Raw genomic sequence first — 20,018 nt, forward strand, 5'->3', positions numbered from 1 at the left:
TTGCGGCTTATTCGTTGATGCGGGCGGCGAAGTCGACTAAATAACGGTCGGTGATGCGTTGCTGGAAGGTGAGGTCTTCAAGCGGCGGTACCGGCGTGTAGTCGTAGTCGATGTACAACTTGCCTGCTTTCAATACCTCGGGGCTGTTTAGCTCTTCATCGAACCAGGCGGAGCCGCCGAGGATGTAGCCCCGGCGGGTGAGTTCGCGGAATTTGGCGTTGACGCCTTCGATAATGTCGCGCACTAGGCTGGGATGCATGGGCTTATCAATGGCCCACATATGCGCCTCGGCGATGGTATCGGCCAGCACTTGGGCGGTGCGGGTGTAGCATTCAAACGCGAACAGCGGATCTTCCGAACAGGTGCGGGAACCCCAGAAACGAAAGCCTGACTTGTTGATCAACGTGGTGATGTCGGCGGCATTCAGATAACCGGCGTCGGTCGCTGGGTCTTGCAGATCCCAAGAGAGATCCTTGGTGATGCCGGTTACGCCGTTGACCGGCATATTCGATAGGGTTTTATGCCAGCCGATTTCGTTATCCAACCGGGCGCGGTGACCGAGTGCTTTAGCCACTGCAGACAGCGGGCGGGTTTCTTCGGCGTCAACATCGAACGCTTGCCAGTTGGGCCAGATCACCATCACTTCACGCTGGCCGAAGCCTTCGCGGTACATGTTGGCTTCTTCCTTGGTTTCGCAGCCGTAGGCGCTGACATAAACGAACGCGCGCAGCTGCTGGGCGATGCCTGCTAGCTCTGCGGCGACGCTTTCGTTGTCGAGTTCCGGCACGCCGAGAATGCGCGGCTTTACGCCGAGCTTGGTTTCTGCAGCGGTGAGGGCTTGCATGCCGAGCTTTTGCCCGGTGCTGCTGACGCCGCCGATGATATTGGCGGTGGTGGTGGCTTCGTCGTCGCCTTCTTCTACGCGGACGACCACGCAGACGGGGCGGGTTTCGCTGACGATGGCGGAGAGCGTGCGGCGCAGCGTGCCGCCTGCACCTGCATTGCCGATGGCGGCGTAGAGATCGGTGATTAAAACAGGGGTATTGAGCGGGAAGGCGTCTTCATCGGCAGCGGGGGCGGTGGCCACGATGCCGATGACGGCGGTGGACACGGTACGGATGGGTCGCGTGCCTTCGTTAATTTCGACGACGCGGACGCCGTGGTGATGTTGGTCTGCCATGTGCTTGGCTCCTGCGCAGGTTCAAGCGGGGTAATGGTGTGGCTTGCTAGTGGTGCCATGCTGCGATGACTACGCGCGGGAGGGTAGCGGCGGGCGTTGTGCGAGGGGGGCTGGACAGAAAGGCAATAAAAAGCCCGCCGGGTGGCGGGCTGGGGTGTTCTTTTCTGCCTTTACTCGCTTGAGTACGAGACCAATTTTCCGTTGATCGTCACGTGGGGATCTTCACCGAGTTCGATCGTCTCGACGTCATCGCTGGAGACCGTTTTATTCTTGATTTTTACATCTGAGAACGGTGGCTTGCCGGGCACATTGCTTGCAATCCATTCGCTGTGCTCGTGTAAAAACTCGTTCAATTTCATAATCGTGATCTCCCGTTAGCTCGCTTCAATGCCGTACTTTTCCATCATGAATTTTTCTAACGCGAGCCGATCCCCTTCATAGTCCGGCTCGCTTAGATCGACATCAATTACGCCTGCCATGCCGAGTTGCCCGCGCGCTGTGCGAAACATCTCCCATTCGCCCGCGTTGTAACCGTACGTTAGCGGACGTCGGTCGTCAGGGTTTGCTGCCACTTGCTCGCCATTCCAGAATATTTTCAGCCCCTCGCGAACTGAAAACGTGAACATGACTAATGCCCGTGTGCCGCGACGCTCCGCAGGCACGCCGTAGCGTAGGCGCTGAGGCTGACCGCCAACAAGTAGCGCATTTTCATAGATAACGAGTGACGACAGTGTGTTGTTCATCCCGATATTAAAACAAACGCCATCTTCTTGATTAACTACTGTGGGGCTAACAAACCGCTGTATCGATGAGTTGTTTGAAGACGGCTCCATCACTAGCACGAGTGTCCACTGATCAGGATTAACAGCCGCATCAGGATTGATGCGTATAAAATTGCCATCAAGATTATCTGAGTCGGTTACAAACGAAAGTGGGCCGCCCTCAAAATTACCGATTGTGATTCGGCCTGCGTTTATATGCACTTCTTCTTCACGAAGCGCACGGTTACAAACCGTTTCGGCTGACGGCGTACAGTACGCGGGGTCGATTAAAGTGCTCCAGTCGATATGCCCTAGCTCCATACCCTCCGGCGTGAACTCTACTTTTTTAAGATTCGTTTTCCCCGGAATATGGAGCCCGTGCAGTACTTGTAGATTGATCATTATGACCCCCTCAGTTGATAGAAAATTGAGTTTGCTGCTCACAAATGCGTTTACAGAAAAATTCCAAGGCGCGCGTGCCGAGCTGCTGACGATCCTCGCGCGTTGGCCCCCAGGACCCGAAGCGGGTTTCGAGCAAATAGGATTCACAGCCATGTTCGATGTGAATGTAGCGATCCATCCCGCCACCTATGAGGTCAGCAAGTCGAAACTGGCCGCGAGCTGATTCGAGATATTCACTAGTGCCCTCGTACTCACGGCGCACCAGTTGGTTTACATCATCAGACACCGCTTGCGCGACTTTGAAACCGCCCTCCGTTAGCGTTCCAATCCACAAGATTCGCTGAGTCGTTGAGTTTGAGAAATTGTGGTGACCGATATAAGCGGCGTTCGGATAACGTGGCGGGATAGACATGACTGCCTGTGTTTCCAGCTCTGAACCGGGTGCGTCGCCTTTGTAACTGCTCGTGCCTTCCTCCCATCCTGCGGGGAAATTACGGTTTAAATCTACATTGTTAGGATTGCGTCGCCTCCTGTTGTCATACCCGTCGGGGCAGATAAACGGCACAAAAACAATGTTGGCGTTCCAGCGTAGCCAGCTCATTATTTCTGAGTTTCGCCAGCCATAAACGAGGTTCCAGATAAACTGGAAATTTGACGCACTTGCACCCGTTTCACTGCCGTGGATATTGCCGAGCAGCACAATAGTAGGGCGCTCTGCTCGCATTTCTGTACGCAAGTAAATGTAATCAGGATTGAGGAACGTGTATTCACGGATCTCATTGCCAAGGCTGTCGTGCCCAATGATTGAAGAGTCGATATAAGTGGGGAATTCTGTCTGCATCTGATCGAGCAGCGCATAGCCGTCACGATGGCCACCGGGGAAAATGTCAGTGACAACGCCGAATAGCGCGGGGTTGTCGCGGCGCGGGAGGCTTACAGCGCCGTAGTTGTCCCAGACATTGCCCTTTTTTACATGCCGTGAACTGGTCGGCAAATCGATTAGCTCTAACTCTGAATTGCCGCCACCGTAGTAGTTAGATCCATCTCGGTTTCCGCCCTGGATGAGCAGCCCATCCGGGGTCATGTATCCCCAGTCGGGCAGCCCATTGCCGTGAAATTCTTTTATCCACGTCTGGATCGGCTGGCCACGATCATCTAGCGCTAACGCGACTTCCTCATTTTCTGTTAACAGCTGGACTCTAGACGTTGCGCGTGCCCGGCGACGGCCAGTGTGGAATTCACGGCGTGGCGGGCCTGGGTTGGTTTTTACCCTGCCATTTCGTTCGATAGTGATGAGTTCTTTACCCTCACCATCGGTCATTGAATACGCCGGGCTGTCGCTGTTGTTACCGTGGAACTCACGCTGTAATCGGGCAGAACGAGACGATGCGCGGGCGACATTGTTTAACCGCTCTGCTAACAGCTTGTATGCCTTTCCGCTTGAGTAAGTGCCGTAGAATTCAGCGACGCCCTCTGCATTCTTGTAGAGTGCGACCAGATCTTCGTTGTCTTTGAGCGCTACCCAGAAATACGCATCAGCATCGGTAGCATCGATGCCTTCTTGCTCTGTGTCGAAAATCCCAACGGCCAGCTGGGCGATATCGCGGGCAACTTCGGCACGCTCGACGGCATCGTCGAGCATTGTGAGTGCTTGCGGAATGGCACTTTCTAGCACCCACGCACGCGTGGCCATCACTTGTGATGGATCAATCTTTAACTGCACAGCGGCGGCTTCACCCACTTCTAGAATTGAGCGAACCAGCAGGTCCGCTTCTACCGCTGTAGCCACCGGTTTATAGGTTTCGGGGTAAACGCCGATGGCGATCAAGTCACCGGCAACATCAAAGATACCCACTTCACGAATGTACCAGCCGCCAACGTGAGTAGGTATCAATCCTTCAGTAATTACCCAAGCGGGGTTGTTGGGGTCAACATCGACAAGGTTTAGGTCGTCTGCCCAGTGCTGATTAACAAGTGATGAGCGTTGCTTTAGTGCGTCACGGTCGTATTGGTCGTAGAAACTCGGGCCGCCGCCATCGCCCACGGCCATGCTGTGCGGCTGCAGGGCGGGGCCGCCGCTGAGTGCGGCGACGACCTTGGCGAGGCCTTGGGTGGTGAGTGTTGTGTAGTACTCGGCCATGGGCTTTGGCTCCTAGGGGTAGATGGTGGTTTGCCCACTGGCGTGCTGGCCGGTGCCGAACGTTATCGGGCCGGGGGCAGCGAGTTGCCGAGGGTGGTAGGGCGTGAGGGTGATGGTGGTGCTTGCGTGCTGTCCTGCGCCTATCGCGGCGGTGCCGTTGGTGGTGAGGTGCGAGGGGCGATAGGGCTGTAGTGTGATGTTGCCGCTGGTGTGTTTGCCTGCGCCGATTCGAACGTTGCCCCGCGTGGTACTGCGCATCTGAGTGGGGTCAAAGTGAGCGCTGAGGCGTTTGGCGCGGGTTAGCCCGGTGATGAGTTCGTCATAGCCGTTTTTGCTGATGCCGACGCCGTCGAGATCCAGCACCAGGCGGAAGTGACCGGGTTGGCCTGCATAGTTAAACCATTCGGCGATGTCGCCGCCTTCAATGCCGTGCATGCCGATGACTTGGCGGAGTGCGCCGAGAGTGCCCGCGCGGCGGCGGATGTTGAGGGCGTTTTTCACTTCGGCGCGCTTACGCGCTTCGTTCCATTCTTCTGACCATTGACGTACACCCACCGCCCAGGCGAGCCATGGCAGAAGATGATCGGGGATGCGGTCGGCGTCCCACAGTGTGTCCAGCTCGGCATCTATCGGGCGGTTTGTGACGTGCTCGATGTCGCGTTCAAGCGGCGTGGTGTTGGGTGGTAGTAGCGTTTTAGTCATGTAGCGCTACCTCGATGCTCGTGCAGTACGCGGCCTGAATGGCTGAGCGGGGCATATCTGCAGCGGGGCTATGAAGTCGCACGCGCTCGACGCCTTCGACGTAGAGCGCGGCCAGCACCGCATCTTGGAAAATGTCATCGCCCAGACGGTGGCGGCGTTCGGTGAACTCAACAACGGAGGCATGGGCGGCGGCGCGGACGACCTCGGGATCTGGCCCCGGCCGGATGATGAGTTCGGCGTTGATGGTGTAGGTGGCTACGTCGGCGCTGATGACGGTGACGCGGTCGGTTAACGGGCGGACAAATTCGGCATTCAGGGCATTTTCGACGGTTTCGATTAGCTCGGGCGATGCGGTGCCGTTACCGCTGTTGGCCAGCACGGCGACGGTAACTTCGGTGGCAGCGGGGCTTGTTGCTGAGGCATCTTTGACCTGTGCGTCGGCGCTTAGCGCGTGGTAGATGTAGGCCGCTTCGGCACCGGCGGTGGAGAAACGATCCGGGGCGAGCAACAGGCGGCGGCGGTAGGCATCGTCGCTTTCGCCGTCAAAGCGCTCGGTGAAAAAGTACGTGACGCCGATGTGGTCGAGGGCATCGCCGTAGGAGTAGGCGAGCAGCAACCGGCGGACGCGCTCATTCTGTTTGTGGCGGGTGATCATTTCACGGTAGGCGACCACTTCCAGCAGTTTGTTGACCGGCTCGCTTTCTAGCTGCAGTACGTCTGCTATATCGGGCGAGCGGTCGAGCAGGTCGGCGCGTAGCTCGGTCAGGATCTCTTCAAAGCTGAGTTCGTCGAGCAGTGTGGGCGTGGGCAGTCGCGATAGGTCGATGGTGCTCATACCAGCGGCACTCCTACGTTGATGGGGGTGCCGTCGGCGGTTTTTCCGGTTAGCTCTATCGTGGCGCGGCCGTGCTGGCCGGTGCTGATGTTGTGGCGAGTGCCGGTGATGGTGATGCGCGGCTCCCAGCGTGAAACAGCAATGACGGTGGCGGCGTAGACTTGCATCATGAGCGCGTCAGATATCGGCCTATCGATCAGTTCGGGCACAAGGCTGCCGTAGTCGCGGCGCATTACACGCGAGCCTAGCGGGGTGGTAATGATGTCGGCGATGCTTTGGCGGATGTGTTCGAGGCCGCTTAGAGTTTCGCCGGTGGTCACGTTCATGCCCATGTCATTTCACCTTGTAGTTGCCTGCCGATGACCCGCCGGTGACCGGCACTTCTGCGTTGCTTTGCACTTCATCTACCACGGCGTTGGCGATCGCTTCGGCCATGCGGTTTACCCAGCTGTGTTCACCGGTGGCAGTGGCTCCCTGCGCCTGCATTTCGCTGATGATTCGGTTTTTTAGCTGCGCTTTGCTGAGAGCCATGGCGTTATTCCCCCGCTGTGACGGTGCTGGAACCGTCGCCGTGTGGGTTGCCGGTGAAGTGGCAAACGTGGGCGGTGGTGACCACGGAGCTTCCGCCGTTGTGGTGGATGCTTTCGGCATCGACGGTGGCCACGCCTGCCACCGTGGCTTTCATATCGCCACCGACGTTGGCGGTTAAGCTGCCCTCTACTTCCAGATGGATATCGCCGACGCAGTGGATTAGCAGGCGGTGTTTTTCGTGGTCGTATTCAACGCGAGTGCCGTCTGGGTACCAGCGGCCGATCAATGCGGGGTCATTGCTCGGTGCGGGGTGGGCGTTTTGGTAGAGCCCTGGTGCTGCAAAGGCGTTGGCGGTGTCGCCCCCGGGCGAAAACAAGACGCACTGCTCGCCGACGGTGGGCGGGTTCCATTCGCGCGTGGTACCGGCGCGGCTGGTTAGCCACGGCACCCACGCGGTGAGCAGGTCACCGGATTTAACGCGCACGCGGGGGTGTTGCGGCGGGTCGGCATCGGGGTCGCCATGGTCCACTTCGGCGACTTGGCCAAGGCGAATCAGGTTCTGAATAAGGCGGAGTATTTCGGCGGTGTTGTTCATGCGGCCATGCTGCGATGACTACGTGCGGATGGGTAGCGGCGGGCGTTGTGCCAGCCGCTTAGAACAATTGAGGGTGTTTAGCTGGGCGGGGTGAGGTGGTTTAACACGCTGTTGGCGATGCGGTTGCGGTCGTTGCCGGTGATGCCGACTAGCTCGCGGCGGGCGTATTTGTGCAGGGGGCCGCCTTTTTCGACGCGGTCGCGTAGGCCGTAGTGGTGGACGCGGGCAATTTTGGCGACCCGCCCGGCGAACTGGACGGCGGCTTCATCGGCGCTGGTTTTGATACGCAGGTGTTTTGCGGTGCGCAGCTTTGTGAACATCGCTTTGCGGCGTATTTGGCCACGGCGGCCGCGTAGCTGGGTGCGCGGTTCAAACGGGGTGCCGTCGGGGTTGGTTTGGGCTTTGATGCGCTCGCGGTTGGCGATGCGCAGATCCCGCGCGACTTCGCGTGCGAGTACTCGGCGTTCTTTAGGGGTGAGCTTTTCGATGAGTGGCGTTAGCCATGCGTCGAGCTGTTGTAGTTCGTCGCTCATGGGCTATTCCACTCGGCTTCGAGTGTGTAGTCGTCATCGCCTGGGTGCTTGATGTTGAGTTGCCAGTTTTTCGCGGGGCAGGCGTCGGCGGGGTAGGCGGGCATACGGTGAGCGGCGTTGATGCTGCCGGTTTCGCAGTTGACCAGGGCGACGACGCGCTCGGTGAGACGCACGGTGAGTGCGAGATCCCAGTGGGTGTTGTTGAGTATTTCGGCTTCAATCTGGATGGCTTCGTCTTCGACTAAATCGGGCTGGTAGGTGTTGAGCCATTGCAGTAGCGGGATCATGACCGTGTCAAGTGGGCCGCTATAGTCTGTGATGAGAATTTGGGCATCGACGGCGTATTGGTGGCTTAGGTTGGTGCCGCGCGCGAACTTGATATTGCCGTCGTTGACGAAGGTATGGAGCTGTTCGGGGTTGCGTGCCAATTCAGGGACACTAGCGAGCAAATGCGCCCTTAAGTGCTGTAATTTGATCATTGTAGAGACTCGACTAGGCCGTTATGACGGGTTGCGCAGCGGTGATACTCGGCTGCCCAGGCGCTCATTGTGAGCGCGACATCTTCGCCGGTTCCGGTGCTGAGCAGGGGTAGCACGCTAGGGCAGCGCTGCATTAGGTTCTGTTGGTTCGGTGCCTTCTGCGGCGTGGTTGAGCAGGCGGATAACGTCAGGCTCAAGGCACACGCGCTGATAAATCGGTTTCTGGATTTCACGGATGATTCCCCTATCGATGATCCGCTCGTTGGCTTGCAGCTCGGCGAGGCGCGTTTCTACGTTTGCGGCGATCTCGGATTCACGCGCCATGGCGGCGTTGATGGCCTGCTGGGCGGTGCGCTCGGCTGTTAGGGCGTGGCTGTCGTTTTGCCAGTTGGATATTTGCCAGCCAGCGCCGAAGGCTGCAGCTACAACAGCGGCGCTGGCGACTATGTACACACGCTTCATCCCCGCCACCGCGCTGGTCCTGTTGAGCGGGTGTCGATGTGGGTGAAAGTGCTGTATCGCCCTACGCTTGCATGAGGGAGATTGACCTCTGCCCAGGCGGCAACCTGTGCGGGCGCTACGTTGCTTACCTTGATATCCGCCGCGCGGCCTAGCGTGTGCTGACTGTTGCGGGCGCCGCCTACGCGGGCATTATGAGCAGCGCATCGGCAACCGCTGGTAACGGTGACCGGCTGGCCGAAGTGCGTGCGAATAGCTTCAAGCGCGGCAAGGGTTTGGCTGTCGACAGTATCGAAGCCGCAACCGCATCGGCAGGCGAATTCCCGGCGTTGAAAATGCTGGCTTACTTGGGGCATGGCTATTGCCTCCGGAGTGGGCGGAATAGGTGGGCGACGTTGCCGCCGGTGCGGATTAAACCGATGGCCAGTGCGACCATGGCGGCGCTGATGATCCAGCGTCCCGCGATGCTGGGCGGTGGACCAAATATGGCGATGCAAGTGGCGGCAACGATGATTAGCCACGCCACCAGCGAGATGCCGGGGCGGTAGCGACCATCGAGGCGGCGGAACGTAAGCAGCCGCCCAATGACCACTAGCGAGGCCGCGATTGTGATTAGGTAGGTAATGCTCATTAGCGACCCCCTAGCCATTTTTTGAGGTCGAGCGTTTTTACTCCTTCGATTGCTCGTAGCCCTGCGGTGACTGTTACTGCGGCGGCAATAAATGCAGAGACGGCGGAATGTTCGAGTATGCCGCCGAGCGTTGCGGGTCCGCCGAGGTAGCCGATCCAGAACGAGATAAACAGGTAAACCAGACGTTCGATAAGACTGAGCTCTTTAGCGCTCATTACAAACAGTGTGGCACCGCAAAACGCGCCTACTACGGCATTGGCGTCGATACCGGGCAACATGCCGATCACCAACGCGGCTAGCGATGCGGTACCGGCGGCGGCGGCGGTTGATGGTTCGGCCATGTCATCCCCTTATGTTTCTCAGCTCCACAGCTGAATCTTTGGCTTTTTGGTTTCGCGGGTTTCCGGTGGCGGCGGTAGCGTGACCGGGGTTCCCTCGCGCAGCACCGGGCCTTGTTCAGCCAGGTGCGGGTTTAGCTGCAGCGTTTGCTCGGTAATCGCTGCGGTTTTGCCGTACACGCGGTAGAGCAGGGCGTCGAGTGTTTCGCCTTGGTGGGCGCGCACTACCCGTTTCATATCAGCTCGACCGTGGTGTGATTGCGGCCGGTGAGTTCTGCGATTGCATCGCGGGCATCGGCGCGGTAATCGTCGGCGGCTAGATCCTTGGCTTCGCCGCGTTCGTCGCCTTTGTCAGTAGCTGATGCGTCGCGGTAGCGCTCCAAAAGATCCGCTTGGGCTTGGGCGTAAACCGCACGCAGGTAGAGAAGCTGCAGGTCACCTGGTGTTTGCCAGGGCTCGATGGGTACTTCGTCTATCGTGGTGCGGCCGCTTTCCTGCTGCTCATGCTGGTAGCTGGCAAGCTGGCGATTGATATCAGCGATGGCGGCGCGGAGTGCCTTGCTTATGCGCGGATCGGTGACGCTGTGAACGCGCTCTTCTTCCTTAAACTGGGTCGGGTCTACATCCGGCCAAAAGCCGTTATTGGTGATGATGGCCAGTGCTTTGCTGGGTGGGTTGGTGCCGTGGGCAATCATGTTGGCGACCTATTTAAGAAGGGGGTGGACCACTTCGCGCGAGGCTAAAAGCCCTTGCTCGGTGGTGCCCCCTTGCCGTCGGGGTGCGACTCGGTTGGGCGTTAGGCGTTGGCCTTTCCGCCTGCGTTCTTGAGCTGCCGTTCCAGCTGCTGAATATCCTGCTTAACGCCAATGCGCTCATTGAGCGATAGCGCTTGCTTGAGCTGTTCCAGTGCCTCTTCGTGATCTTCGGCGGCGCGCAGGGCGTAGCCGTAGGATTTGTGCAGCTTGGCTTTGATCTGATCGTGCATATCGTGATCACCGACGATAGCTACCGTGCGGGCCATGACGTTGGCGAGTGCGTCGGCGTCGGCGCCTTCTTTTTCGAGCTGCGCTTTCACGCCTTCGGCGATCTCTTCGGCCAAAATGCTGACCGTGTCGCGGTCGTACTGGTCTGGCGTGTCGAGGTCGTTTTTCATGGCGTAGGCTCCAATTTCGAGGGCTTTTTCAAAGTCGCCGATATCGATGCACCAGATCATGAGCGTCATGAGCACGTCGTCTTTGGCGCCGTTGCCTTCGGCAAGCACACCGTTGATGTAAGGCAGGTAGTCCGGCAGTAGCTCGCGCTTTTTCTCGATCTTGTTCTGAACGGATTTGATGCCTTTGAGCGTGCGGCGGGCTTCCCAGAGGGCGGCGGCGTGTAGCTCGTACTGCTCGCCTTGCTGCTGTTCGCCGGGGGTGGCAGCGCCCGCCGCTTTCGCGGCGGTCACTTGTTCAAAATGCTTACGGGCTGGGCTTTTCATTATTCGCCCCCAGCGGCTTCTACTTCGGTGATGCCTTCGACCAGGCAACCGAAACCGTAATCTTCTACTACGTAGTCGTCGTTGCTGGATTCGTAGTTCTCGATGCGATTGCGCTTGGGGTTGTCCAGCACGTAGCGGCGGCGGCTGCCGAGCTGCCAATAGAGCGAGAGATTGGCCAGTGAGGTGATCATCACGGCGCCGTCGGGTACGAACGGCGCGCGTACGGCTTGAAGTCCGCCGACGCGCTTCTGGCTGATCATCATGTCCATCGCGCGGGCTTCGGTCGGCGTTTCGGCGTGCTGCTGGATCAGTGGGAAGTATTTATCGGCCAGCATTTTGCGGCCCATGATTGCAACGAGTGCGGTGTCTTCGCGGTACCACGGGTCGATCATTTCGTTCACGGCATCGAACACCAGCGCGTCGAGGTTTGCGTAGTCGCCGCCTTCGCCTACAGAGACGTCTTTGAGCACGCGCTGGGCCGCGTGCTCACGGTACTTCTGCAGCCACCCCTTGTTGACATCTTCGAGCATCGGATTGGCGGCGCGGTCAGTTTCGACGGCTGCCGTTTCTCCGTTGAAGCCGACCATGATGCGGTCGAGTGCCTGGCGGCGAAGGATGGCGTTGCGGATGCGGGCCTGAAAGTCCGGGAAGCGCGACCAGGCGTCGAGCTGGGCCCAGCGGATGTGCGTATCGAACTCGGTGCTGACGCACTCGTAATTCTCTGCGCTCAGCTCAGCGACATCGCGAGTCTGGCGGTCCTTCTGTTCGACGTTGGTACGCCCTGCGATGGGGCCGGAGACGCCGAGGCCGACTTTCTGGCCCTTGATTTCGTCGACGCCCACCATATTGATCTGGCTGAGAAATTCGCTTGATTCCTGCATGCGGGTTTCGAGCGTCTGCTGGATGCTGGGGGCGACGTTGAATTGCTCGCTGGTGTTTTCGACGCCGTTAAGCTGGGCCAGCTTGGCTTTGAACTGGTTTAAGGCCTTGCGTGTATCGTTGCGCATTTAATGTTTCCTTGAATTTAGTGGCGGTGGCTGGTGTTACGGCTGGCCAGCGCTTAGCAGTCGGTTTCTTCAACCTCGCCGCCACCCGTGGCAGGGGCGCGGGGTGGGGTGTCTGGTTCGTTGTCGATCTTTTTGAACAGCTCATCGAAGCGTTTTTTCAGATCGTCATGAGCGTCTTGAAGCTGACTGAACTGGTCGGCAGTGGGGCGGGTTTCCAGTTCATCGGCCAGCGCGTTGTAGTGCTCGGCCACCACTTCCAGCGTGCCTTCCAGCTCGGTGCGGAAGGCTTCGAAGCCCTTGGCGGTTTTGGTGTCCTGACGGCCGAACAAGGCGGCGATTTTGGCTTTCAAGCCGTCGGCGGCTGGCGGCTTCTCTTCGGTGAAGTCGAGATCAATTTCCACGGCCTCGGTGAAGAGATTGTCAGCGTGCTGCTTGCGAGTGGCCAGCGGCGACGCGGCACCTTTGTCGCGACTAAACGCGAGCATTTCGGTACCCAGCGAGGCCGGGGAGTCGGTAACGGCCAGGCCTTCTAAATAGGCTTCCCCGGTGTCGCTGAACTTGGGATTTACTTCGATGGAGCTGTAAACCTTTTGGCGTTTTTTGTTCATCGCCTTGAGTTCGTCGGTGGGGTCGATCTCGGCAAACAGGGCGAGCTTACCGTCTTCCACTTCGCGGGCTTCCACTGAGAGGACATCGCCCAGGGCGTTAAAGACGCTGTCGGCTGTCATGCCGCGGATGTGCTCCATCCAGACGCGGGCACCGTATTTTTTCGGGCTGTAATTGGCGGCCATCTGTTCGATCCATTCGCGTTGAATCTCGCGGCCGTCGGTGGTTGCGCCTTCGGTGGCGACGCGGAAAAACTTGGGCATGTTGGGCATCCTGAGCGGGGTGGCGGTTCGGTAGCGCTCAGGTTCCGCGTGTAGCGCGATAGTCTCAACGCTTGGGCGTTGTGCGGGGGAGGCAAGACAAGCAGAGGCAGGCGTGGGCATCGCGCGCGACGGGTACGCTGGCGGCATGACGACTACAGCCCCCACCCCGATTTTAAGCGCCGAGGAAGCACCGCGAATGACCGCCCGCCATTTGTACTGGCAGGGGTGGCGAGTCGCGCGTATTGCTGAGGTGATTAACGAGAAACCTGCGACGGTGCATAGCTGGAAAGCGCGTGACCGTTGGGAAGATGCCACGCCGACCGAACGCGTTGAGCACTCGCTTGAGGCGCGGATGGTTCAGCTTATCGCGCTGCCCGAAAAAGAAGGCAAGCACTATAAAGAGATTGATTTGCTTGGGCGGCAAATGGAGCGGCTTGCCAGGGTTCGGAAGTATGACGAAACGGGTAACGAAGCGGATTTAAACCCAAAAATTGAAGCGCGTAACGCGGGGCCGAAACGCAAGCCAAAGCGTAACGCGTTGGATGAAGAGCTAATGGAAGCGCTAGAAGTCGCGTTTCTTGATTCTCTATTCGAGTATCAGAAGGTTTGGCTTGAGGCGGGTCATAAGCATCGCATCCGTAATATCCTCAAAAGCCGCCAGATTGGCGCAACGTGGTTTTTCGCTCGCGAGGCCATCGTCGATGCATTTAAAACCGGGCGTAACAAGATCTTTCTTTCTGCCAGCCGTGCCCAGGCGCATATTTTCCGCAACTACATCGTGCAGTTCGTTAAAGAGGTTTGCGACGTCGAGCTTAAGGGCGACCCCATCGTTCTGGACAACGGCGCCGAGCTGCACTTTCTAGGCACGAATAGCAAAACCGCCCAGGGCTATCACGGTGACGTGTATCTGGATGAGTATTTCTGGATTCATCGGTTTGCTGAGTTCCGGAAAGTTACGTCTGGCATGGCCATGCACAAGAAGTGGCGGCAGACGTATTTTTCTACGCCGTCGAGCGTTGGCCATGAGGGTTATCCGTTCTGGAATGGCGATCTGTTCAATAAGCGGCGCAAGAAGAGTGAGCGCGCCGAGTTCGATGTCAGCCATGAAGCACTGAAAAACGGGAAGCTGTGCCCGGATGGCCACTGGCGGCAGATCGTGACGGTGCTGGATGCTATCGAGGGCGGCTGTGATCTTTTCGACCTTGAACAGCTGCGCATGGAGTACTCGCCGGAAGAGTTCGACAACCTACTGATGTGTGGCTTCGTCGATGATAGCCAGAGCGCGTTCCCGCTGGCGACGATGAAGGCGTGCATGGTGGATAGCTGGGAAGTGTGGGACGACTACCGGCCGTTTGCCCCGCGCCCTGTTGGGGATCGTGAAGTCTGGATTGGTTACGACCCGACCGGCCAAGGAGAGGATGGCGACGGTGCTGGGCTGGTCGTAGTGCTACCGGCTCAATCTAGTGATGAAAAGCACCGCGTGCTCGAGCGGCACCGGCTCAAGGGGCAGGACTACGAGAAGCAAGCCGAGTTTATCGAAGCGTTCCGCGACAAATACAACATTGGCCATATCGGTATTGATACCACCGGCATCGGCGGTGCTGTTGCCGAGTATGTCGAAAAGTGGTTCCCCACGGTTATCAGATACCGCTATGACGTTGCCCTGAAAACTCAAATGGTCATGCAGGCACAGCAGATCATGAGAAAAGACCGTTTGGAATTTGACGCGGGCTGGTCTGACTTGGCCGCTTCATTTATGGCTATCAAGAAAGAACTAACCGGATCTGGCCGCCAATTCACTTACGTATCAGGTCGCAATAAGGCGACCGGGCACGCCGATTTAGCGTGGGCAACGATGCACGCCCTACATTTCGAGCCTATCGACGGCCCCACTAGCGAAGGCTCTGGAAAATCCATCATGGAGATTTACGAATGACGACGACTACCGCTGCGGACAAACCGCGCCACCGTGTGTATGCCTATGAGACTGAGAAGGCCGCCCCGGCGGTGGCCACCGATGGCGGGCGAATGGAGGCGTTCACGTTTGGCGATCCGGAGCCGGTCACTTCCATGCGAGACGTTTGGTATGAGGGGGTTTGGCTTACGCCTGATGAGTGGTACGAGCCGCCGATCCCGCTGAGCATCTTGGCCAAGAGCTACCGCGCGACCCCGCACCACGGCAGCGCGATGCAGGTGAAGCGGAATATTTTATTGAAAACCTTTGTGCCTAACCCGCTGCTAAGGCGCCGCGATTTTAGTGGCCTGGCTTTAGATTATCTGGTGTTTGGTAATGGGTATCTTGAGGAAGTGAAAGGGCGGCTTGGGCGGCGGCTGGCGTTGAAGCATCGCGCGGCTAAGTACGTTCGTCGCGGTGATAATGACCGCTATTGGTGGGTGCCCAACTACATGGAGCGCGCCGAACTACCGGAAGGACGGACCATCCATTTATTGGAGCCGGACATTGATCAAAGCATATACGGCGTGCCGGACTATATCGGCAGCTTGCAAAGCGCCTGGCTGAATGAGAGCGCGACACTCTTCCGGCGCCGGTACTATCTCAATGGCTCGCACGCTGGTTTCATTATGTACGTTAATGACCCGGCTCATGATCAGAAAGACATCGATGACATGCGCAAAGCGTTGAAGGATTCAAAGGGGCCGGGGAATTTCCGCAACCTATTTCTCTACTCACCGCGTGGTAAGAAAGATGGGGTTCAGATCATCCCGGTGTCAGAAGTGGCGGCTAAAGACGAGTTCTATAACATCAAGAATATTACGCGAGACGATCAGCTCGCAGGGCATCGTATCCCACCCCAGTTGATGGGCATCATCCCGCAAAATACCGGCGGCTTTGGTGACATTGAGAAAGCCGCGCGCGTGTTTGTGGCTAACGAGCTGGAACCACTGCAGGCGACCATGAGAGAGATCAACGAGCACGTTGGTGAAGAGGTGGTGAAGTTCGACCCTTACCGGTTAGTAGATCCCGACGCCGTCTGACAGCACCGTAAAGCGAAGCCGCCCACCCGGGCGGTTTTTTTTATGCGCACACATGAGTAGAATTTTAAATGAGTCGTATTAGTCTTATGATTAGCTCTATTATTCGTTGTAAGCGGCTCTATTCTTTTCCTATCCCTTCCTCACATTAATCGATAACGTGCCTTGTGCGTGCTGTGCGGCCCGCCTACCCACCAACGGCCACGACCCACGCCGCGCTATCGTCACCCCGCCCCGCCCGCGCGTTAAATGTAGTGGTTTTTATGCAGTGTTGCGGCAGGGGCCCAGGCCGCGCAGATACTGGGCGGGAGGGCGGTTATAAGGGGCAATATTTTTATGCGTTTTCATGCGCAATTATGCAGTTGTTGCACTGGTTAATCAGACGTCGTGACGTAGTGCGCGGCGAGCATTTCAAGTATGGGTTTACGGTGGGCTTCCCAAGTTCGGTCATCGACCAGATCCGCAACCACGGTGGGCATTTCTGCACAGGTAAGCCAAAGCTCTTCGGTATCCTCTGGCGTTAGCCCGATCTTGGCGCCGTTGTTTTGTGAGCGGATATCAAATTGAACGTAGTGTCCGCCATTTTCGGCATGTCGTAGCGAGTAGGTAAATTTCTTTAATTTCATGTAGTAACCCGGCTTGATTTTCTACATAGCACCTTATCCTAAACCAATGATTTACAAAGTAGTCACTAGCATTTTTTGCATAGATGATTTTATTTTAAGTGGCTGATTTTAATGTTTAAATTTTATATCTTGTAATCAGTAGGTCCCGGGTTCGACTCCTGGTGTCGGCACCATCAGAAGATGGTTAAAAGCAACACATTAGAGAATTAGATTAAGCCGTCCGAAAGGGCGGCTTTTTTGTGCGTGCTATAAAAATAAACATAAAGAAGTAACGATAAAGGCAGGCATAACGTCTATTAGTTTGCGCGATGAGAACTGGTAAAAATATGAGTAAGGTTGGTGCTGAAAATGGCGGGATAAAACGATGTAGCAGAGGTTATCTAACATGGATGATGAGGCCGTCCGTGGCCTTTCGCGCGTCCTTGATCCTTTCGCATATTGCTTTCCGAAACCCTTCCATGGGCTGGCGCGACTCAAGTGAGCTACTGCGATCCGTAGCAGGTACGATTCTAACGGCTTTAGTAGGGAATGATGTAGTCTATCGCTGATATTTTTGTAAGCATTCTCTTGCATTAAACCTGTATAGTGTTTTTTTCAATGGCTTGTAATCGTTACGCTGGGTTTCGATAAATAAAAAATAGTCATTATGATGACGGCTTGATCACTATTTCTGGCTTGGGCAGCGCCGGTATTCATTTTTCTCACCTTGGCGACCCGCAGTTGCAAAAACAGGAGCAGGAGGCACCATGGCCCAACTAATTCTCGTGAGTATGCAAGAAGATTGTTTTAACCATCGCTTTCACTCTATTACTTCCAGCTTGATCTAAAAAATAGTTATACGGAAAAATTACGTAAGTTAAATAGTAAGGGGATATGTTCTCTTTATGTCTCTGCTTACGGTAGAAGCAAGCGTTGTTAATCCCGTGTTGTTTTATCTTAGTGCTGTATTTTAATAACAACAAAACAACGTGGTGACAAAGGTTAAAGATTTCCATTATCTGTCGTATCTCTTGAAATGGCTTTGGGGTTAGCTACGCTCAAATTACTCGATTGGTTAATCGAGTTAATGATTGATATGTTTTTGCCGAAAGCATGAAAAGGAGATGAATCATGGCTAATGATCGCAAAGATAATGGAATGAGTCGCGAACTGTAGTGGTTCAATAAAACCGGACACCAACGTAGGTGGTAATATTGCCACCATAAGCGAGGTGTCTGATGACCAAGAAACGACGTACTTTTTCGCCTGAATTTAAGCAGGAAGCTGCCAGCCTGGTACTAGATCAAGGGTACAGCTATTCCCAAGCTTGTACCTCGTTGGGCGTCGGAGAAAGTGCCCTCCGACGCTGGGTTCACCAACTTGCGGACGAGCGTCAGGGGGTAACGCCCAAGGGTAAAGCGTTAACCTCAGAACAGCAGCGTATTCAGGAGCTTGAGGCTCGCTGCAAACGCCTTGAGATGGAAAAAACCATCCTAAAAAAGGCTACTGCTCTCTTGATGTCGGACGACATGAATCGTACGCGCTGATAGACCAGTTGAGTGAGCAAATGCCTGTTGAAATGGTCTGTAACGCGTTTGATATTAGCCGCTCCAGTTACTACGAGTACCGCCAGCGGCGGGACCGCGTGGATGTTGAGCAATTGGCCTTAAAGGCTCAGGTAAGCCGTCTTTTCAAAAAGAGTCGCAGCTCAGCTGGCAGCCGCTCGATCAAGGGCTTGCTCAACGAAGAAGGCGTCACCATTGGTCGTTTCAAGGTTCGGCGTTTGATGAGCGAAATGGGGCTGATCTGTAAGCAGCCGGGCCCTCATGCTTACAAGCAGGCCACCGTTGAGCGACCAGATATTGCGAACCATCTTGACCGCAAATTCACACCAGACCAGCCCAATCAGGTCTGGTGTGGTGACATCACTTATATCTGGAGTGGCCAGCGTTGGAACTATCTGGCCGTTGTGTTGGATCTTTATGCTCGTCGTGTTGTTGGCTGGGCCATGTCGTCCAGCCCGGATGCAGGTCTTGTTGTGAAAGCGCTGGATCACGCCTGGGAGCAACGTGGTCAGCCGAAGAGCGTTATGTTCCATTCCGATAGTAAGACTACAAGGTGCCAGGTGTTTCTGGGTTGATCCGACACTTATAGTAATCGACCTATTCTGAAGACCTGGTGCCGTGAGGGCTCCTGGGTCTCCTGACCCACATTCCGATCGACCCGGCTAGTGTGTCTTTCCTTGGACCTGTCGGTGATCCGGGAGCACTGGCGGCGAGGTTTCGCCTCGTCGAAGCATGTGACTCAAGAAGGGCCTGACAGCCTGTCTCATTACTGTCGTGTCCAGGCTATCGATCTCGGTGAAGCCATCCTGAATCAATAGCTTGGAGATCCACTATGAGTCAGCAACCAAGTGATCGCTCCGTCATTATCGGCGGTGCTGATACCCACAAAGAGCTGCATGTAGCCGCCGTCGTGGATGCCCATGACCGTGTGCTTGGCACCGCCAGCTTTCCTACCACCCGGCATGGCTACAAGACTATGCTGACCTGGATGCGCTCCTTCGGCGAGCTCAGCCGGGTGGGAATCGAATGCACCGGCACCTATGGAGCTGGTCTGCTGCGCTACTTACAGCGCGCAGGCATCACTATCTTGGAAGTCACGACACCCGATAAGACCGTACGGCGCAAGCGCGGCAAGGATGACGCAATCGATGCAGAGAATGCCGCTCATGCGGCCTATGCGGGTGTTCACACTGTCACCCCGAAGACACGTGACGGGATGATCGAGTCCTTGCGTGTCCTGAAGGTTTGCCGAAAAACGGCGGTCGCGGCTCGCCGTGTGGCCCTCCAGATGATCCAGACTCAAGTGGTCTCGGCGCCAGAAGAACTGCGCGATCTGTTGAGGAACATGACGCGAATGCAGTTGCTTCGGACACTGGCGGCATGGCGACCCGATTTGAACGGGTACCGGGATGTCACGATGGCTTACCGCATCGCCCTGAAATCCCTCGCGCGCCGCTACCTGGAACTGCACGACGAGATTGCCGATTTGGACGTCATGATCAAGGCTATCGTCGATGAGCTGGCACCAAAGTTGGTGTCGCGAACGGCAGTAGGCTACGAGACGGCCGCACAGCTACTGATCACGGCAGGCGACAATCCGGACCGCCTTGGCTCAGAAGCCAGCTTTGCGGCGCTATGTGGCGTTAGTCCTATTCCTGCCTCGTCAGGTAAGACGCAGCAGCACCGGCTCAACCGGGGTGGCGATCGCGCCGCCAATAGTGCGCTGCATATCATCGCTATCGGGCGGCTACGTCTGGATGCCGATACTCAGGCATACATTGCCCGGCGGGTGGGAGAGGGTCACTCCAAGCTGGAAGCCATCCGATGCCTGAAACGCTATATTGCCCGGGAGCTCTATTATGTGCTGCGCAGCCGTCATCGGGAGATCAATCAGACGCAAATCGCCACTTGACAC

The 20,018-nt window shown here is 56.6% G+C and carries 24 protein-coding genes and 1 pseudogene; 4 read left to right on the plus strand and 21 right to left on the minus strand.

Annotation, left to right across the window (positions count from 1 at the left end; all coding sequences use genetic code 11):
* Window positions 1–7: 7 nt before the first annotated feature.
* The 20 genes from ACT3RQ_RS16050 to ACT3RQ_RS16145 form a co-directional block, all read right to left on the minus strand.
* Window positions 8–1,180 (minus strand): phage tail sheath protein, encoded by a 1,173-nt coding sequence (locus ACT3RQ_RS16050; protein WP_444680866.1) that lies wholly within the window; start codon window positions 1,178–1,180, stop codon window positions 8–10.
* Window positions 1,181–1,350: 170 nt separating this feature from the next.
* Window positions 1,351–1,539, minus strand: coding sequence for a hypothetical protein (locus tag ACT3RQ_RS16055; protein ID WP_444680867.1), 189 nt, complete (start codon window positions 1,537–1,539; stop codon window positions 1,351–1,353).
* Window positions 1,540–1,554: 15 nt separating this feature from the next.
* A complete protein-coding gene (locus ACT3RQ_RS16060) occupies window positions 1,555–2,343 on the minus strand; it encodes a hypothetical protein (RefSeq protein WP_444680868.1) in 789 nt (262 codons plus the stop codon).
* Window positions 2,344–2,353: 10 nt separating this feature from the next.
* A complete protein-coding gene (locus ACT3RQ_RS16065) occupies window positions 2,354–4,483 on the minus strand; it encodes a phage tail-collar fiber domain-containing protein (protein WP_444680869.1) in 2,130 nt (709 codons plus the stop codon).
* 12 nt (window positions 4,484–4,495) lie between these two features.
* Window positions 4,496–5,185 (minus strand): phage tail protein I, encoded by a 690-nt coding sequence (locus ACT3RQ_RS16070; RefSeq protein WP_444680870.1) that lies wholly within the window; start codon window positions 5,183–5,185, stop codon window positions 4,496–4,498.
* On the minus strand, window positions 5,178–6,020 hold the full coding sequence (locus tag ACT3RQ_RS16075) for a baseplate assembly protein (RefSeq protein WP_444680871.1): 843 nt from the start codon (window positions 6,018–6,020) through the stop codon (window positions 5,178–5,180). Before ACT3RQ_RS16075 ends, ACT3RQ_RS16070 begins: the two co-directional genes overlap by 8 nt.
* Window positions 6,017–6,352 carry a GPW/gp25 family protein gene (locus ACT3RQ_RS16080; RefSeq protein WP_444680872.1) on the minus strand — a complete coding sequence of 112 codons (336 nt, stop codon included), beginning with the start codon at window positions 6,350–6,352 and terminating at the stop codon, window positions 6,017–6,019. Before ACT3RQ_RS16080 ends, ACT3RQ_RS16075 begins: the two co-directional genes overlap by 4 nt.
* Before the next feature lies 1 nt (window position 6,353).
* Window positions 6,354–6,551 carry a hypothetical protein gene (locus ACT3RQ_RS16085; protein WP_444680873.1) on the minus strand — a complete coding sequence of 66 codons (198 nt, stop codon included), beginning with the start codon at window positions 6,549–6,551 and terminating at the stop codon, window positions 6,354–6,356.
* A 4-nt stretch (window positions 6,552–6,555) separates the two neighbouring features.
* Entirely contained in the window at window positions 6,556–7,146 is a 591-nt protein-coding gene (locus ACT3RQ_RS16090) for a phage baseplate assembly protein V (protein ID WP_444680874.1), read from the minus strand.
* 77 nt (window positions 7,147–7,223) lie between these two features.
* The gene (locus tag ACT3RQ_RS16095; RefSeq protein WP_444680875.1) at window positions 7,224–7,679 is read right to left on the minus strand and encodes a phage virion morphogenesis protein; all 456 of its coding nucleotides are present in this window, start codon (window positions 7,677–7,679) and stop codon (window positions 7,224–7,226) included.
* Window positions 7,676–8,158, minus strand: a complete 483-nt coding sequence (locus tag ACT3RQ_RS16100; RefSeq protein WP_444680876.1) for a phage tail protein — start codon at window positions 8,156–8,158, stop codon at window positions 7,676–7,678. Before ACT3RQ_RS16100 ends, ACT3RQ_RS16095 begins: the two co-directional genes overlap by 4 nt.
* A 117-nt stretch (window positions 8,159–8,275) precedes the next feature.
* A complete protein-coding gene (locus ACT3RQ_RS16105; protein WP_444680877.1) occupies window positions 8,276–8,620 on the minus strand; it encodes a hypothetical protein in 345 nt (114 codons plus the stop codon).
* Complete coding sequence (locus ACT3RQ_RS16110) at window positions 8,617–8,973, minus strand: D-Ala-D-Ala carboxypeptidase family metallohydrolase (protein WP_444680878.1); 357 nt, start codon at window positions 8,971–8,973, stop codon at window positions 8,617–8,619. The genes ACT3RQ_RS16105 and ACT3RQ_RS16110 overlap by 4 nt, the downstream gene beginning before the upstream one ends.
* A gap of 2 nt (window positions 8,974–8,975) precedes the next feature.
* Window positions 8,976–9,248, minus strand: coding sequence for a phage holin family protein (locus ACT3RQ_RS16115; RefSeq protein WP_444680879.1), 273 nt, complete (start codon window positions 9,246–9,248; stop codon window positions 8,976–8,978).
* Complete coding sequence (locus ACT3RQ_RS16120; RefSeq protein WP_444680880.1) at window positions 9,248–9,589, minus strand: putative holin; 342 nt, start codon at window positions 9,587–9,589, stop codon at window positions 9,248–9,250. The genes ACT3RQ_RS16115 and ACT3RQ_RS16120 overlap by 1 nt, the downstream gene beginning before the upstream one ends.
* An 18-nt stretch (window positions 9,590–9,607) precedes the next feature.
* The gene (locus ACT3RQ_RS16125; RefSeq protein WP_444680881.1) at window positions 9,608–9,823 is read right to left on the minus strand and encodes a tail protein X; all 216 of its coding nucleotides are present in this window, start codon (window positions 9,821–9,823) and stop codon (window positions 9,608–9,610) included.
* A complete protein-coding gene (locus ACT3RQ_RS16130; RefSeq protein WP_444680882.1) occupies window positions 9,820–10,281 on the minus strand; it encodes a head completion/stabilization protein in 462 nt (153 codons plus the stop codon). The genes ACT3RQ_RS16125 and ACT3RQ_RS16130 overlap by 4 nt, the downstream gene beginning before the upstream one ends.
* 101 nt (window positions 10,282–10,382) lie before the next feature.
* Window positions 10,383–11,063, minus strand: a complete 681-nt coding sequence (gene gpM, locus ACT3RQ_RS16135; RefSeq protein ID WP_444680883.1) for a phage terminase small subunit — start codon at window positions 11,061–11,063, stop codon at window positions 10,383–10,385.
* Window positions 11,063–12,070, minus strand: coding sequence for a phage major capsid protein, P2 family (locus ACT3RQ_RS16140; RefSeq protein WP_444680884.1), 1,008 nt, complete (start codon window positions 12,068–12,070; stop codon window positions 11,063–11,065). The genes gpM and ACT3RQ_RS16140 overlap by 1 nt, the downstream gene beginning before the upstream one ends.
* A gap of 53 nt (window positions 12,071–12,123) precedes the next feature.
* Window positions 12,124–12,939, minus strand: coding sequence for a GPO family capsid scaffolding protein (locus ACT3RQ_RS16145; protein WP_444680885.1), 816 nt, complete (start codon window positions 12,937–12,939; stop codon window positions 12,124–12,126).
* Window positions 12,940–13,084: 145 nt separating this feature from the next.
* On the opposite strand from ACT3RQ_RS16145, the gene ACT3RQ_RS16150 reads away from it, so the two are divergent.
* Both ACT3RQ_RS16150 and ACT3RQ_RS16155 read left to right on the plus strand, forming a co-directional pair.
* Window positions 13,085–14,875, plus strand: coding sequence for a terminase large subunit domain-containing protein (locus ACT3RQ_RS16150; protein ID WP_444680886.1), 1,791 nt, complete (start codon window positions 13,085–13,087; stop codon window positions 14,873–14,875).
* Complete coding sequence (locus tag ACT3RQ_RS16155; protein WP_444680887.1) at window positions 14,872–15,936, plus strand: phage portal protein; 1,065 nt, start codon at window positions 14,872–14,874, stop codon at window positions 15,934–15,936. The genes ACT3RQ_RS16150 and ACT3RQ_RS16155 overlap by 4 nt, the downstream gene beginning before the upstream one ends.
* A gap of 371 nt (window positions 15,937–16,307) precedes the next feature.
* On the opposite strand, the gene ACT3RQ_RS16160 is transcribed toward ACT3RQ_RS16155, so the two are convergent.
* Window positions 16,308–16,559 carry a hypothetical protein gene (locus tag ACT3RQ_RS16160; RefSeq protein WP_444680888.1) on the minus strand — a complete coding sequence of 84 codons (252 nt, stop codon included), beginning with the start codon at window positions 16,557–16,559 and terminating at the stop codon, window positions 16,308–16,310.
* A gap of 1,217 nt (window positions 16,560–17,776) precedes the next feature.
* Here ACT3RQ_RS16160 and ACT3RQ_RS16165 point away from each other — a divergent pair.
* Both ACT3RQ_RS16165 and ACT3RQ_RS16170 read left to right on the plus strand, forming a co-directional pair.
* A pseudogene (locus tag ACT3RQ_RS16165) lies at window positions 17,777–18,642 on the plus strand (IS3 family transposase); the annotation flags it as partial.
* 293 nt (window positions 18,643–18,935) lie between these two features.
* The gene (locus ACT3RQ_RS16170) at window positions 18,936–20,015 is read left to right on the plus strand and encodes an IS110 family transposase (RefSeq protein WP_444680889.1); all 1,080 of its coding nucleotides are present in this window, start codon (window positions 18,936–18,938) and stop codon (window positions 20,013–20,015) included.
* Window positions 20,016–20,018 lie beyond the last annotated feature (3 nt).

Origin of the sequence: Halomonas sp. AOP43-D1-4 (assembly GCF_052446175.1) — a bacterium.
Lineage (GTDB): Bacteria > Pseudomonadota > Gammaproteobacteria > Pseudomonadales > Halomonadaceae > Vreelandella > Vreelandella citrativorans.